The sequence below is a fragment of the Pseudomonas sp. HY2-MNA-CIBAN-0224 genome (assembly GCF_040310285.1).
GTDB lineage: Bacteria > Pseudomonadota > Gammaproteobacteria > Pseudomonadales > Pseudomonadaceae > Aquipseudomonas > Aquipseudomonas helleri.
In genome coordinates this window covers 21,097-36,149 of record NZ_JBEOPQ010000014.1, presented here as the reverse complement: position 1 = coordinate 36,149, position 15,053 = coordinate 21,097, and the positions used below count along the sequence as shown (strand labels likewise).

At 60.6% G+C, this 15,053-nt stretch carries 13 protein-coding genes; 8 read left to right on the top strand and 5 right to left on the bottom strand.

The features are described 5' to 3' along the window. Entirely contained in the window at positions 1 to 867 is an 867-nt protein-coding gene (locus AAEZ03_RS09450) for a prepilin peptidase (protein ID WP_350578023.1), read from the bottom strand. Then, positions 864 to 2,081 (bottom strand): type II secretion system F family protein, encoded by a 1,218-nt coding sequence (locus AAEZ03_RS09445; RefSeq protein ID WP_350578020.1) that lies wholly within the window; start codon positions 2,079 to 2,081, stop codon positions 864 to 866. Before AAEZ03_RS09445 ends, AAEZ03_RS09450 begins: the two co-directional genes overlap by 4 nt. A 220-nt stretch (positions 2,082 to 2,301) precedes the next feature. Here AAEZ03_RS09445 and AAEZ03_RS09440 point away from each other — a divergent pair, with 220 nt between their 5' ends. The 3 genes from AAEZ03_RS09440 to AAEZ03_RS09430 all read left to right on the top strand — a co-directional run bounded on the left by AAEZ03_RS09440 (position 2,302) and on the right by AAEZ03_RS09430 (position 4,787). Further along, complete coding sequence (locus AAEZ03_RS09440; RefSeq protein ID WP_241486374.1) at positions 2,302 to 2,712, top strand: pilin; 411 nt, start codon at positions 2,302 to 2,304, stop codon at positions 2,710 to 2,712. Between the two features lie 84 nt (positions 2,713 to 2,796). After that, positions 2,797 to 4,293 (top strand): AlkA N-terminal domain-containing protein, encoded by a 1,497-nt coding sequence (locus AAEZ03_RS09435; protein ID WP_350578016.1) that lies wholly within the window; start codon positions 2,797 to 2,799, stop codon positions 4,291 to 4,293. After that, positions 4,290 to 4,787 (top strand): methylated-DNA--[protein]-cysteine S-methyltransferase, encoded by a 498-nt coding sequence (locus AAEZ03_RS09430; RefSeq protein WP_350578014.1) that lies wholly within the window; start codon positions 4,290 to 4,292, stop codon positions 4,785 to 4,787. The genes AAEZ03_RS09435 and AAEZ03_RS09430 overlap by 4 nt, the downstream gene beginning before the upstream one ends. A gap of 83 nt (positions 4,788 to 4,870) precedes the next feature. Here the strand turns inward: AAEZ03_RS09430 and nadC are convergent, their stop codons facing one another. Then, positions 4,871 to 5,719, bottom strand: a complete 849-nt coding sequence (nadC, locus tag AAEZ03_RS09425) for a carboxylating nicotinate-nucleotide diphosphorylase (RefSeq protein WP_048367315.1) — start codon at positions 5,717 to 5,719, stop codon at positions 4,871 to 4,873. 400 nt (positions 5,720 to 6,119) lie between these two features. Here nadC and AAEZ03_RS09420 point away from each other — a divergent pair, with 400 nt between their 5' ends. The 3 genes from AAEZ03_RS09420 to ampE all read left to right on the top strand — a co-directional run bounded on the left by AAEZ03_RS09420 (position 6,120) and on the right by ampE (position 9,034). After that, a complete protein-coding gene (locus tag AAEZ03_RS09420) occupies positions 6,120 to 7,556 on the top strand; it encodes a DUF1631 family protein (RefSeq protein WP_502947917.1) in 1,437 nt (478 codons plus the stop codon). 81 nt (positions 7,557 to 7,637) lie between these two features. Further along, positions 7,638 to 8,201, top strand: a complete 564-nt coding sequence (gene ampD / locus AAEZ03_RS09415) for a 1,6-anhydro-N-acetylmuramyl-L-alanine amidase AmpD (protein ID WP_153326848.1) — start codon at positions 7,638 to 7,640, stop codon at positions 8,199 to 8,201. After that, positions 8,198 to 9,034: a regulatory signaling modulator protein AmpE gene (gene ampE, locus AAEZ03_RS09410; protein ID WP_350578010.1), complete on the top strand. Its 837-nt coding sequence runs from the start codon at positions 8,198 to 8,200 to the stop codon at positions 9,032 to 9,034. Before ampD ends, ampE begins: the two co-directional genes overlap by 4 nt. Before the next feature lie 83 nt (positions 9,035 to 9,117). Here the strand turns inward: ampE and AAEZ03_RS09405 are convergent, their stop codons facing one another. Both AAEZ03_RS09405 and cra read right to left on the bottom strand, forming a co-directional pair. Beyond that, a complete protein-coding gene (locus tag AAEZ03_RS09405) occupies positions 9,118 to 9,903 on the bottom strand; it encodes a TatD family hydrolase (RefSeq protein ID WP_350578008.1) in 786 nt (261 codons plus the stop codon). A gap of 9 nt (positions 9,904 to 9,912) precedes the next feature. Further along, positions 9,913 to 10,902, bottom strand: coding sequence for a catabolite repressor/activator (gene cra / locus AAEZ03_RS09400; RefSeq protein ID WP_273218569.1), 990 nt, complete (start codon positions 10,900 to 10,902; stop codon positions 9,913 to 9,915). Positions 10,903 to 11,243: 341 nt separating this feature from the next. Here cra and ptsP point away from each other — a divergent pair, with 341 nt between their 5' ends. After that, positions 11,244 to 14,108, top strand: a complete 2,865-nt coding sequence (gene ptsP, locus AAEZ03_RS09395) for a phosphoenolpyruvate--protein phosphotransferase (protein WP_350578005.1) — start codon at positions 11,244 to 11,246, stop codon at positions 14,106 to 14,108. After that, entirely contained in the window at positions 14,108 to 15,052 is a 945-nt protein-coding gene (pfkB, locus tag AAEZ03_RS09390) for a 1-phosphofructokinase (RefSeq protein ID WP_350578002.1), read from the top strand. Before ptsP ends, pfkB begins: the two co-directional genes overlap by 1 nt. Position 15,053 lies beyond the last annotated feature (1 nt).

The window sequence follows — 15,053 nt, the reverse complement described above, 5'->3', positions numbered from 1 at the left end:
TCAAACCGAAATCTGCCAATAGAAGTCGGCCATTTGACCACCCCAGAGCAATGCAATCCAGCCAGCAATTGCCAGATACGGTGCAAACGGGATGGGCGTTGAGGCCTGCGCCCGGCGCATAGCCAACAGCGCCAGCCCCACCATCGCGCCCAGCAGCGATGACAGCACAATCGTCAACGGCAGAATCGCCATGCCGCCCCAGGCCCCGAACAGCGCCAGCAACTTGAAATCGCCATAGCCCATGCCGTCCTTGCCGGTGAGCAGTTTGAACAGCCAAAAAATCGACCACAGGCTCAGATACCCCAGCGCCGCGCCCCATACAGACTGGGTCAGGCTGGTAAAGGTCTCGAAGGTATTAAGCAGCAAACCCAGCCACAGCAGGGGCAGCACCAGCACGTCCGGGACAATTTGATGCTTGAGATCGATCAGGCAAATACCCAGCAGGCCCCAGGTCAACAGCAGCATCCAGCCTGCTTGCGGGGTCAGTCCGAAGTGCCATGCGACCACGCCCGACAAGACCGCGCAGGTCAACTCGGTGAGGGGGTAACGCAGGCTTATGGCGGTTTTGCACTGCGAGCATTTGCCGTGCAGCACCAGGTAACTCAGCAGCGGAATGTTCTCCCAAGCGCGCAAAGGGTGTTGGCAGTGCGGGCAATGTGAGCGCGGCAGCATCAAGTTATACACAGGGCCTTTGGCCGGGGCGGGCAGGCCAAGCAGTTCGCGGGCCTGCGCCTGCCAGTCCTGCTCAAGCATCTTGGGCAGCCGCCACGCCAGCACATTGATAAAACTGCCCACCAGCAGGCCAAGCACCAGGGCGCAGGCGATAAAGGCGCCGGGAGACAGGGTGAAAACATCGATCGTGCTCAAATGACATGGCCCAGTTTGAAAATCGGTAAATACATGGCGATCACCAGCCCGCCCACCAAAACGCCCAGAACCGTCATGATCAGCGGCTCCATCAACGTTGTCAGGTTGTCGACCACACTGTCGACCTCGTTCTCATAATAGGTGGCGACGTGATTAAGCATGTCATCCAATGTGCCGGATTCTTCGCCAATTGCTGTCATCTGAATCGCCATGCCCGGAAACACACCCGTCGCGCCCATGGCCACATGAATCTGGCTACCGGTTGCCACGTGCTGCTGGAGCCTGAGCACCGCCTCTTTGTACACGTGATTGCCCGTGGCGCCAGCGACGGCGCGCAACGCCTCGAGCAGCGGAACACCGGCCGCCAGGGTGGTGGCCAAGGTACGGGCAAAGCGGGCGATGGCTGACAACCGCAGCAAGCTGCCGATAACCGGCAGTTTCAGCAGCCATCGATCAACCCGCTGGCGCAGGGCCTCAGAGCGTTTATAGCGATGGCCAAGCGCGAAAAAAATCAGGCAGCCACCGCCAAACAGCCAAGCGCCGTGTTGCGTCAGCATCTCGGACACAGCGATCACCGCCAGGGTGAAGGCGGGCAATTGGGCATCAAAAGAACTGAACACGCCTTGAAACTGCGGTACCACCTTGATCAACAAAATGGCACTGACCACCAGTGCAACCAGCACCACGGCGATGGGGTAGGTCATGGCCTTTTTGATCTTCTTTTTCAGGGCTTCGGTTTTTTCTTTGTAGGCCGCCACCCGTTGCAGCACGACATCCAGAGCACCGGCCTGCTCGCCTCCGTCGACAAGATTGCAAAACAGCGCATCGAAATGCGCCGGTTTTTTGCGCAGCGCCGTGGCCAGGTTGATGCCTGCGCTGATGTCCTGCTTCAGCTCGCCGACCAATTGGCGCATGGTCATGTGCTCGAAGCCTTTGGCGATGACCTCAAGGGCCTGCAGCAGCGGGATGCCCGCTTTGATCAGCGTGGCCAGTTGGCGGGTAAACAGTGAGATTTCCAGCGCGGTGATCGATTTGCCCCTGCGCGGCTCGCGGTCACTATGACGGCGGATTTTACCTGCGGTAATACCTTGGCGGTGTAGCTGAACGCGGATCATGGCCAGGCTTTGGGCACTGGTTTCGCCGCTCACAGGGGTGCCCTTGAGGTCGGTGCCTTCCCAACGGTACACCGCGGTTTTAACTGGCTGTGTTGCCATGCATTCATCCTTGAAGAGCGGCTTGCCCTGTCGGGCTGTGAGTCTGAAGGCTAGATGCGCCGGGCGCTGAGCGACTCACTGGAGCGTGTCCAAAGGTGTCTGCCATGCAGTGAGGGAGCATCCGCCCGCTAACCTTGATAGCCTGTGCGCACTTTTTTGCAGGCTTGGCACGGTTATGGCGTTTGGCCGCTGGGCCGCGTCCCACGTTTGGAGATTTTTTGTGAAACAACAACAACTCGGCATCACCCTGATCGAAATGATGATCGTGGTTGCGATCATCGGCTTGATCGCCTCGTTCGCGTTACCGGCTTACCACGAGCACACCATGAAGGCCCGCTTTGCTGAACTGAACGCCATCAGCAATACGTACAAGACGGCAGTGGCCCTGTGCTACAGCGAGAGCAATGACTTGAGCGTTTGCGACGCCGGCAGCCATGGCATTCCTGGCCCGGCCGATCCGACGGACAACCTGGCGGCGGGCATGACCGTGATTGACGGCGTGATCACCATGACCGGCACTGAGGCCGCGGGTGGCTGGACCAGCGTGATGACTCCATCGCTGAGCAGCTCGGGCGGCACACTGGTGTGGAGCCAAAGCGGTACATGCCTGGAGAAGGGGGCGTGCAAATAACGGGTAATGCTGTGGGGGGCAGTCCAGACATTGACGTCCGAAAATGGCGAGAACCGCTAAAAACCCGGTGCTATTCTGCGGCTCATGAACACACAAGACAGCCTTCCCGCACCCAGCACCGCCGCCTGTGAAATCGCCCGTTTAAGCCGCGATGCGCGGTTCGACGGGGTATTTTTTACCGCGGTTCTCAGCACGCGCATCTATTGCCGCCCGGTGTGCCCGGCGCGGCCGCCCAAAGCCGAGAATGTGGTGTATTACCCTAGCGCTGCCGCCGCCCAGGCCCAAGGTTTTCGCCCGTGCTTGCGCTGTCGGCCGGAGCTGGCGCCGGGTAACCAGTTGTGGCTGCATGGCGAGCATTTGGTGGCGCGGGCGCTCAAGCTCATTAATGAAGGCTATTTGGCCGACCACTCGCTGGAGACGCTGGCCGAGCGCATGCACATTGGCGCCCGTCAATTGCGCCGTTTGTTCGTCCAGCATTTGGGCGCGCCGCCCATGGCGGTGCATGCCACCCAGCGGCTGCTGTTCGCCAAACAACTGCTGACCGAAACCGACCTGTCGATTACCGAAGTGGCCATGGCGTCGGGTTTTCGTAGCCTGCGCCGTTTCAATGCCGCGTTTGCCGAAGCCAACCATGCCGAGCCCAGGGCGTTCAGGCGTAGCCCTAAACCCCGTGCCGACAAGGCCTTGGTGCTGCGCCTGGGCTTTCGCCCCCCGTACGATTTTCAGGCGTTGTTGGGCTTTTTGCAGAACCGGGCTTTACCGGGTATCGAGTTAGTGGATGCACAGAGTTATCAGCGAGTAATGGGCGATCCGGCGGCGCCGGGCTGGCTGCGGGTCAGCGCCTGGCCCGGCGAACAGCATGCGTTGCAACTGGAGCTACTGAATGTGCCGCCGAGCCAGATGCTCAGTGTGGTCACGCGAATTCGCCGCATGTTTGACCTCGACGCCGACCCGCTAGCCATCGCCCGAACCTTGAGTGCCAGCCCGCTGCTGGCGCCGGTCATCGAGCGTTACCCCGGCTTGCGTTTGCCGGGTGGTTGGGACGGTTTTGAGGTGGCGGTACGCGCGGTGTTGGGGCAGCAAGTCAGCGTGGCTGCGGCGCGCACACTCGCCAGTCGCATCGTGCAGCGTTACGGCATTGCGATTGAGCCGGTTGCTGGGGCGGATTTGAACCGGCTGTTCCCCGGCCCCGAGCAATTGGCGGACGCCGACATGGACCAAATGGGCATTACCCAGGCCCGCATCAACACCATTCAAGGCATTGCCCGCGCCTTGCTTGACGGGCGAGTCGATTTTGGCCTCGAACAACCGCTGCAGCACTTTATCAACCGCTGGGTGCAACTGCCGGGCATTGGCGAATGGACTGCGCATTACATCGCCATGCGCGTGCTTAAACACCCCGATGCGTTCCCGGCGGCGGACTTGATCCTGCGCCGCGAGGCCAATCCGCTGGGCGAGCCGGTGAGCACCAAAGCGTTGCAAACCCTGGCCGAAAGCTGGCGCCCATGGCGTGCTTACTCAGTGATGTATTTATGGCGTGCAGCCACAGATTCGGCTGCGGCGCGCAAGGAGCCAACATGACCCAAGTGTATTACGACCAAATGCCTTCACCGATTGGCCCGCTGTTTTTGGTGGCGGACGATGAAGGCCTTCGCGAAGTCCGCTTTGAACTGGACCGCCGCCCGCACACGCCGCTGGACGGCTGGGAGCATGCGCCGCACAAACTGGCCGAAGTGCGCCGCCAGTTGGACGAATATTTCGCGGGTGAGCGGTTGATCTTCGAGCTGCCCCTCAAACCGCAGGGTACGGCGTTTCAGCAGTCGGTGTGGCAAGCCTTGACCACCATTGCGTATGCCAAGACCACCAGCTACGGGGAGATTTCCCGGCAGATCCAGCGACCAAAAGCCTCACGGGCGGTGGGGGCTGCCAATGGGCGTAACCCGATTCCGATCATCATCCCGTGCCATCGGGTGATCGGCAGCAACGGCACCCTGACCGGTTTTGGCGGCGGGTTGGCGGCCAAGCAATGGTTGCTTGAGCATGAAGAGCGCAGCCAAGGGTTCTCGCTGGCGTAATGACTGTAGGAGCGAGCTTGCCTCGCGATCTTTTAAACATTCAACAGATCGCGAGACAAGCTCGCTCCTACAGGAGAGGGTAGTTAGATGCTTAAACGCATCGACAGGTCCACCGCTTTGACATCTTTGGTCATGGCACCGATCGAGATGTAGTCCACGCCGGTTTCGGCAATCGGGCGCAAGGTGGCGTCGTTGATCCCGCCGCTGGCTTCAAGCTTGGCCTGGCCCGCGTTGATGCGCACGGCTTCGCGCATGTCGTCCAGGCTCAGTTCGTCGAGCATGATGATGTCGGCACCCGCCGCCAGGGCCTCTTTGAGTTCGCTCAAGCTTTCGACTTCGATTTCCACCGGCTTGCCGGGCGCGATTTTGTGCGCGGCATTGATGGCTTCGGCAATGCCGCCACAGGCCGCGATGTGGTTTTCCTTGATCAGGAAGGCGTCGTACAAGCCAATGCGGTGGTTATGGCAGCCGCCACAGGTGACTGCGTACTTTTGCGCCAGACGCAGGCCCGGCAAGGTTTTGCGGGTGTCGAGCAGCTTGACTTGGGTGTCTGCGACTTTGTCGGCCAACGACTGCGCGTGGGTTGCAACGCCCGACAACATTTGCAGAAAGTTCAGGGCGCTGCGTTCACCGCTGAGCAACGAGCGGGCAGGGCCTTCGAGGTGAAACAACACTTGGTTGGGGCTCACGCGCTCGCCGTCGACCACTTGCCAGTGCACGGCCACGCGCGGGTCAAGCTGGCGGAACACAGTGTCGACCCAGGCGGTGCCACTGATCACGGCTGCTTCACGGGTAATGATCGTCGCTTTGGCCAGGCGTTCGGCCGGGATGAGGCGTGCAGTGATGTCGCCGCTGCCCAGGTCTTCGGCTAACGCACGACGCACGTTGGCTTCGATTTCGGCAGTGAGGTCGGCCAGATGTAAATTCGGCATAACGCGCTCCACAAACAAAGTGCGTCGATTATATGACTATGCCGCTGCGGAACCCAAGGCGCATGCAGCGCAGGAATAACATGCCTAACTGTGCGGCTTTTGGCAGTTTCAGGATTAATTTGCCCGCTCGATCATTGAAATGCCGAGTGTGACTGGTACAAGCGAGTTCTTTTACCGATAATCCGCCTTCTATTTGGCGTCATAGCTTTGACGCACTAAGTGATGTTCTGATTTCGACCTGCCGGCGAGTGTGCAAACACTTGCCGGTAACTGTCTGTGAGCGTCAGGCGTGACCCATGAGTCACGTGCATTTCACGGGGCATCGAAACCATTACTGGAGGGCAGGATGCAAAATGACGGGAAAGTGGGGCCTGGCTACAGGACCTCTACGGAGTTGGCGATGCATTCGCCGCTTACCCGCCTGCCTGTGATCCTGTTGCAGGTGCATGACAAGGCCGCACAGCAACTGAAATACGAACTGCAAGTGCTGTTCGACAATGCCGACGAAACCCTGTTTGCAATGGCCGACAAGGCCCGCAGTGACGCCGAGCAAAGCCTGTATTTTGAAGCCATGCGCGACGTGCGGCTCAAGCGTAAAAACATCGAGCGCAGCTTTCTTGAGCGACTGTTTTTCGCCTTCCTCAAACTGACCCAGCCAGATACCAGCGAAAGCGCCTTGCAGGACCCTGTGCCGACACAGAGCGCCTTTTCATTGGTCATTGTCGACAGCGAGCGTGATCAAGCGATCAATGCGATGGTCACTCAAGTGCTGGCCCGGGATCAGCTGGACCTTTGCCACTTGACCACGCGCCTCAACACCTTGAGCTGGGTGACGCTCAATGAGCACACCAACCCGTTGGGGCCGGCCATGCTCTGCGAGTACTTCTTGCAGGCTGAACGCGATCAGGGCGTTGATCTCAAGGTCAAACTGATCATGTTGCAGCTCTTCGAAAAGTACCTGCTCAGCCAGACCTCACGCCTGTACGCCGATGCCAACCAATTGCTGGTGGCCACGGGCGTGCTGCCCGAGATCTCGACCGGGATCGCCTGCTGTAGCTCAAGCAAGGCCGGGCACCAGCATGAGTCGGTAGTGGCGGGCGAAGACGTGAATCAGTTGGTCGGCAAGCTATTCGACTATATAAGCAGGGATCGCAACCTCGCGCCGCCGTTGAAAAAGCTCATGGGCCAGTTGCAAGAGCCCATGCTCAAGATCGCACAGCTCGATCCGCACTTCTTCAGCAGCGACAGCCATCCGGCCCGCAGCCTGTTGAACGTGATGGCTGATGCGGCGGTTGGCTGGGATGACAGCGTTGGCGTGCGCAACGAGCCGCTGTACCGCGAAATCGAACAGCTGTTGAAGCAACTGGCGCGTTGCCCCTGCGTTGGCACGGCCAAGTTGCTGGAAGAGTTGCTGAATGACTTTTTGCGCTTTACTCACGCCGAACGCGGGCTGGTCGAGCAGCTTGAGCATCGTACCCGTGCCCACGAGCAGTTGCAGGCACGCCGGTTGCGCCCGTTGGAGGCTGGCCTGCCGTCGGCGCTGGATGAGCAGGATCACTTGGGCTTGCTGCTGGTCAGCCAGCTTCGTATTGGCACCTGGATCGAGCTGCAAAACAACTCGACCTGCCGCCAGCGCTGCAAACTGATTGCGATTATGGAGCCCGAAGGTCGGCACATTTTTGTCAATCGCAGTGGTGTGAAAGTGGTGGAAAAGAGCCGCAGCGACTTGATCGGCCAACTGCGCAGCGGGACGATTTCGTTACTGGATGACCGCCCGTTGTTCGACCGTGCCCTGGCATCGATGATTGGCAGCCTGGGCCAATACAGCGCTCATTGATCCACCGCAGGCAGATTGCTCCCCATCGCCGCGTTCATCGCGGCATACTGGGCCTTTCGTTAGCGTCGTTGAGGAGCCTGTATGCAGCTGGACCCCGCAAGCGGTTGGTGCAAGGGCGTGCGCCATTGCCCGTCACCCAACTTCAATGCGCGCCCTGAGGGCGAGATCTCCCTGCTGGTTATCCACAACATCAGCTTGCCGCCGGGCCAGTTCGGCACGGGGAAAGTGCAGGAGTTTTTCCAGAATCAGCTCGACTTCACTGAACATCCCTACTTTGAAGGCATCCAGAAGCTCACGGTCAGTGCGCATTTTCTGATTGAACGTAACGGCAAAATCACTCAGTTTGTCTCGTGTCTTGATCGCGCCTGGCACGCGGGTATCTCGTGTTTCGAAGGGCGTGAGGGCTGCAATGATTTTTCTTTGGGGATCGAGCTGGAAGGCACCGATGAGCTGCCATTCACCGACGCGCAGTACGAGTCACTGCTAGCCTTGACCCGGCAATTGCAAGCCGTCTACCCGGCGATCACCGCGCAGCGCATATGCGGTCACAGTGACATCGCACCGGGGCGCAAAACGGACCCGGGCCCGGCTTTTGAATGGATGCGCTTTCGTGACGCGTTGCAGCACACAGGAGATAAGCAATGAGTTTTGTGGTGTTACTGCTGGCGATTCTGGTCGAGAAGTTCTCGGCGCTGCGCCAGCGTTTGCAGTGTGACAGCGGCTGGTTGCGCGAACTGCACAAACTGGAGGCCAGCCCCAAACTGGCGAACAAGCCGTGGTGGGTGCTGGCCATTCTGATTCTGTTCCCGGTGCTGGTCCTCGGCCTGCTGTTGTGGGTGCTGGAGCCGGTGGCGTATGGCTTGCTGGTATTGCCGGTGCACCTGTTGGTGCTGATTTACAGCCTGGGCCGGGGTGACCTGCTTGCGGGGCTGGGGCCGGTTCGCGATGCCTGGCGGCGCGGAGATCTGCAAGCCAGTGCACATGTGGCCGAGCGCGACATTGGCGTGCGTGCAGACAGCGGCGAGCAGTTGCTTGAGAAAGTGCAGAGCCATTTGCTGTGGCAGGCGTATCAGAGCTTTTTTGCGGTGATTTTTTGGTACTTCCTGCTGGGCCCGGTGGCGGCCCTGAGCTATCGCTTGCTGGCGCTGGCGGCCGAGCACAGTAAAAACCCTGAGCTGGTTGAGCGTGCCCAGCAACTGCGGCATGCCTTTGACTGGTTGCCGGTGCGTTTGCTGGCGGCGAGTTTTGCACTGGTGGGCAACTTTGCCGCGGTCACCCGGGTGATGTTGCACGAACTGCTGAGCTGGGACATCAGCGCAGAACAACTGATCAACAAAGCCGGTTGTGCCGCGGCTGAAATCCCGGCACCGCAAGTCGGCCCGGAAGGCGTCGCCAGCCTCGACACGTTGTGGGCCTTGCTGCTGCGGGCGGCGGTGCTGTGGTACACCGGCTTTGCGGTGTGGACGTTGCTGCTGTAAACCCACCGCCTGTAGGAGCGAGCTTGCCTCGCGATCTTTTGCTGGTTTAAAAGATCGCGAGGCAAGCTCGCTCCTACAGAGTTTTAGTTAGCTTCCCAGCCAAACACCTCACACGCATTCGCCGTGCTTGCCTCGGCCAACACCTCGGCACTGATCCCCATGACTCCCGCCAGCGCTTCACAAATAGCCGGCAAGTGCTCCGGGCTATTACGTTGGTTGGGGTACATGAACGGCGCCATGTCCGGCGAGTCGGTTTCCAGCACGATGGATTCCAGCGGCAAGTCGGCGATGACTTTGCGCAGGCGCAATGCCTGCGGCCAGGTCGCGGCGCCGCCCAAGCCCAATTTGAACCCCAGCTTGATGTATTCGCGGGCTTCTTCCCGGCTGCCTGCAAACGCATGAATGATCCCGCCGCGCTTAAGCCGAAAACGCTTCAAGGTCGCAATCACTGGCGCATGGCTGCGTCGCACGTGCAGCAATGCCGGGAGTAATGCGTCTGCCGCCAGCGATAACTGCGCTTCAAATAACGCCTGCTGTGCGTCGCGATCCAGCTCCGGTAAAAAGTAGTCGAGGCCGATCTCACCGACCGCACACAACTGCGGGTGCCCGGCCAGACGCTCCAGCCATTGCCCAAGCTGGCGCACATGCTCGGGCCGGTGCTGTTCCAGGTACACCGGATGCAAGCCAAAGGCGGCGTAGAGCTGAGGGTCGGTTTGGACCCAGTCCCACAGGCGCTGCCAATTGTCCTGATACACCCCCAACACCACCATTTGCCTGACCCCCAGCGCCCGGCTGCGCGCCAGTAAACACGCGCGGTCGGGGTCAAAGTCCGGGAAATCGAGGTGGGTGTGGGTGTCGATCAGGTGCATACAGCCAACCTACTGAATGCGCTGTTTAAAGGTGCGCGCAATCGCCCGGATGCCCGGCTCGTAGCGCCGATCTTCAATGGCTGCCAAGGCCAGCTCCAGGGCTTTTTCAGCGATCAGCGGGTGCTGTTGGCCCATGGCATTGACCGGCAACGGCAGGAAGTCCAGCAACTGCGTGTCACCAAACGTGGCCAGGCGCAGCGGCGGCGTGTGATCAGGGTGCTCCAGCAACGCATCGAACATGCCTTGCAGCAGCACGTAGGAGGTTGTAACCAGCGCTTCAGGAAAATGCCCCAAACGCTCCAGCAACTCGTCGATGATACGGCGGCCACAGTCGCGGCTGAAGGCTGCGCCGTGCTCGATCAGGATTTCACCTTCAAAGCCTTCCAGTGCCTGTTTGAAGCCCGCCGCCCGTGCCTGGCTGATGCTCAGTTCGGGGCGTGCGCCGATCAGGGCGATTTGTTGCGGCAAAGGGGTGAGCAGGCTGCGGGTCAGTTGCAGGCTGGCTTCGCAGTCATCGCTGATCACGGAGCAGAAGCGCGCCGGGTCGAGGGTCCGGTCAATCGCAATGATCGGCATGCCGAGGTCTTGCAGTTGACGGTAGCTGTCATCTTCCGGTGGCAGGCAACTGGCCACAAATAAAGCGTCGCAACGGCGGGCACGAAACAGCTTGAGCAACTGCCGCTCGCTGTCGGGGGCGTCATCGGAGCTGGCGATCAGCAATTGATAGCCACGCGCACGGGCGCCTTGCTCCAGTTGCTTGGCGATGCGTGCATAACTCGGGTTTTCGAGGTCCGGAAGAATAAAACCCAGTGTGCGCGTGTGCCGGCTACGCAGGCCTGCGGCTTGCGGGTTGGGGGTAAACCCATGCGCCTCGACGACTGCGCGTACGCGCTCGACCGTGCTGCTGCTGATGCGCTGCTGCTCGGCCTTGCCATTGATGACATAGCTGGCGGTAGTCACCGAAACCCCTGCCAGGTGTGCAATATCACTGAGCTTCACGCCGAAAATTCCTTATTTTTTGTAGTACGTGTCGACATTGTGGTCAATCCTAACCGATTACGGCAGTCGATCATCGTCTGCCTTGTGGTCACTGTATTTTTTTGCAACATCGCTCGGTTGACATCGATCAAACCGACAGGTTGGGCTTCAAGCGCGAGCGATTATGCAGTAACGTGCCGTTCTTTCTTGATTAAACGATTCAGCCTACGTGATTTAAGGTGTTTTCCCACGACAGCAGGGTGCTTGCCACACATCTGCTGACACACTCCGGGGAGAGCGACCTAAGCTGACATAATTCAAAACAATACCGTGCGCCATTGAGCGTCGGAAAAGGAGAACGCATGCTCGAGCTCACCATAGAGCAGATTTCCATGGGCCAAACGGCTGTGGACAAGTCTGCGGCGCTGCACTTACTCGCCGATAAACTGGTCGCCGATGGTTTGGTGGCCGAAGGTTATCTGAATGGCTTGCAGGCGCGTGAGGCTCAAGGCTCAACCTTTTTGGGGCAAGGTATTGCGATCCCCCATGGCACCCCTGAAACCCGCGACCTGGTGCACACCACCGGCGTGCGTTTATTGCAGTTTCCACAGGGTGTGGACTGGGGCGACGGGCAGATTGTGTACTTGGCGATCGGGATTGCGGCCAAGTCCGATGAACACCTGCGCCTCTTGCAACTGCTGACCCGGGCGCTGGGTGAAACTGATCTGGGTGAAGCCCTGCGCCGTGCCAGCACACCAGAGGCTCTGCTCAAGTTGCTCCAGGGTGCCCCGCAAGAATTGGCGCTGGACGCGCAGATGATCGGCCTTGGCGTATCTGCCGACGACTTTGAAGAACTGGTTTGGCGCGGTGCGCGTTTACTGCGCCAGGCCGATTGCGTGAGCAATGGTTTTGCCGCCGTCCTGCAACAGGCAGAAGCGCTGCCGTTGGGCGATGGCCTGTGGTGGCTGCACAGCGAGCAAACGGTCAAACGCCCGGGGCTGGCGTTTGTGACCCCAGACAAACCCATTCGCTACCTTGGCCAGCCGCTCAGCGGCCTGTTCTGCCTGGCCAGTTTGGGCGAGGCGCATCAGGCCCTGCTTGAACGCCTGTGCGCTTTGCTGATTGAAGGGCGTGGCCAAGAGTTGGGCCGCGCCACCAGTCGCCGTGCGGTGCTCGAAGCCCTGGGCGGCGAGTTGCCAGCCGATTGGCCGAGTGCACGCATCACCCTGGCCAATGCCCACGGTTTGCATGCGCGCCCGGCCAAAGTGCTCGCGCAATTGGCCAAGGGCTTTGAGGGCGATATTCGTGTGCGCATCCTCGATGGCCAAGAGGGCAGCGCCGTGTCTGCCAAGAGCTTGAGCAAACTGCTCAGCCTCGGCGCCCGTCGTGGCCAGGTGCTGGAATTTATCGCAGAACCGACCATTGCCAATGACGCATTGCCAGCCATTTTGGCGGCGGTTGAAGAGGGCCTGGGCGAAGAAGTCGAGCCACTGGCAGCGCAAGCGGAACACGCGCCAGCGTTGGCCGAGATGGCTGAGGTGGTGCTGGCTCCGGCTGCAGGCAGCGTGATCCATGCCGTGGCGGCGTCGCCGGGCATTGCCATCGGCCCGGCGCACATTCAGGTGCTGCAAACCTTCGATTACCCGCTGCGCGGCGAGTCGTCCGCCGTTGAGCGTGAGCGTCTGCAGGGTGCTATCGGTGCGGTGCGCCAAGACATCGAAACACTGATCCAGCGCAGCCAGTCCAAGGCCATTCGCGAGATTTTCATCACCCACCAGGAAATGCTCGACGACCCGGAACTGACCGATGAAGTCGGTTCGCGGCTCAAGCAGGGCGAAAGCGCTGAAGCCGCCTGGATGGCGGTGATCGAAGCGGCGGCCCGTCAGCAGGAGTCCTTGCAGGACGCGCTGCTGGCCGAGCGTGCGGCGGACTTGCGCGACATTGGTCGCCGCGTGCTGGCGCAGTTGTGTGGCGTCGAAAACCTGGCCGAACCCGATCAACCCTACGTGTTGGTGATGGACGAAGTCGGGCCTTCTGACGTGGCGCGCCTCGACCCGGCGCGGGTGGCGGGCATTTTGACCGCACGCGGCGGGGCGACCGCCCACAGCGCCATCGTGGCGCGTGCCTTGGGCATTCCTGCCCTGGTGGGGGCCGGTGACGCCGTGTTGTTGCTGGCGCCGGGCACGCAATTGTTGATTGACGGTCAGCGCGGCCGCTTGCACGTGGCCCCCGATGCGGAAGCCCTGCAACGCGCTCTCGATGAGCGTGACAGCCGTGAGCAGCGCTTGCTGGCCGCTTCGGAGTTGCGCCATCAACCGGCCGTCACGCTAGACGGGCACGCCGTTGAAGTGTTCGCCAACATCGGTGAGAGCAAAGGCGTGGCCGCTGCGGTTGAGCAGGGCGCTGAAGGCATTGGCCTGCTGCGCACCGAGCTGATTTTTATGGCTCACCCCCAGGCGCCAGACGAAGCGACCCAGGAAGCCGAGTACCGCCGCGTGCTGGACGACCTGCATGGGCGACCTTTGGTGGTGCGCACGCTGGACGTGGGGGGCGACAAACCCCTGCCATACTGGCCCATCGAAAAAGAAGAAAACCCGTTTTTGGGGGTGCGCGGCATTCGTCTGACCTTGCAGCGCCCACAGATCATGGAAAGCCAATTGCGCGCGCTGTTGCGCTCGGCTGACAACCGCCCGCTGCGCATCATGTTCCCGATGGTTGGCAGCGTGGCTGAATGGCGTGCGGCGCGGGACATGACTGAGCGTTTGCGCCTGGAAATCCCGGTGGCTGACTTGCAACTGGGGATCATGGTCGAAGTGCCTTCTGCCGCCTTGCTGGCGCCGGTGCTGGCCAAGGAAGTCGACTTTTTCAGTGTCGGCACCAACGACCTGACGCAATACACGCTGGCCATCGACCGTGGTCACCCAACCTTGTCGGCACAAGCAGACGGCTTGCACCCGGCAGTGCTGCAACTGATCGACATCACCGTTCGCGCCGCCCATGCCCACGGCAAATGGGTGGGTGTGTGCGGTGAATTGGCGGCCGACCCATTGGCGGTGCCGGTGCTGGTGGGCATGGGTGTGGATGAACTCAGCGTCTCGGCCCGCAGCATCCCTGAAGTTAAAGCACGAGTACGTGAGTTGAACATGGAACGTCTTAAAACACTGGCCGAACAGGCCCTGAGCGTCGGCAGCCCGGACGAAGTCCGCGCATTGGTAGAGGCCCTGTAATGGCCAGAATTCTCACCATCACCCTTAACCCGGCGCTGGACTTGACCGTGCGCGTGCCGCACCTGGAGCCCGGCGAAGTCAATCGCAGCCAAGCCTTGCTCAGCCATGCGGCGGGCAAGGGCCTCAACGTGGCACAAGTGTTGGCCGACCTTGGCCACTCGCTGACCGTCAGCGGGTTTCTGGGCGAAGACAATCAACAAGCCTTCAATGCGTTGTTTGCGCGCCGTGGTTTTGCCGACGCCTTTATCCGCGTGCCGGGCGAAACCCGCAGCAACATCAAACTTGCCGAAGACGATGGCCGCGTCACGGACATCAATGGCCCCGGCCCCCACGTGAACGATCTGGCGCAACACGCCTTGCTCGACAAACTCGACCACATTGCCGCCAGCCATGATGCGGTGGTAGTGGCGGGCAGCTTGCCACGTGGCGTCAGCGCGCAGTGGTTGCGCGAATTGGTGCTGCGCCTCAAAGCCTTGGGCTGCAAAGTGATTCTGGACACCAGCGGTGAAGCCTTGAAAGAAGGCTTGCGTGCAGGCCCGTGGCTGGTCAAACCGAATGCCGAAGAACTCAGTGAAGCGCTGGGCCGCCCGGTCAGCAGCGTGGAGTCGCAAGTGGCGGCCGCCACCGAGCTACAGACCTTGGGGATTTCCCATGTGGTGATTTCTCACGGGGCTGACGGCGTGAACTGGTTCAGCCGCGGGACTCAACCCTTGCAGGCGCTGCCACCCAAAGTGCGTGTGGCAAGTACGGTCGGTGCGGGTGATTCGCTGCTGGCGGGTATGGTGCACGGCCTGATCAGCGGCCACAGCCCGGAACAGACCCTGCGCAGCGCAACCGCGATTGCGGCAATGGCGGTCACCCAGATCGGTTTTGGAATCAGCGATGCGCTGCATTTAGTGACGCTCGAAAGCGGCGTCAACGTCCGCGCCTTGGCACAAGAATAAG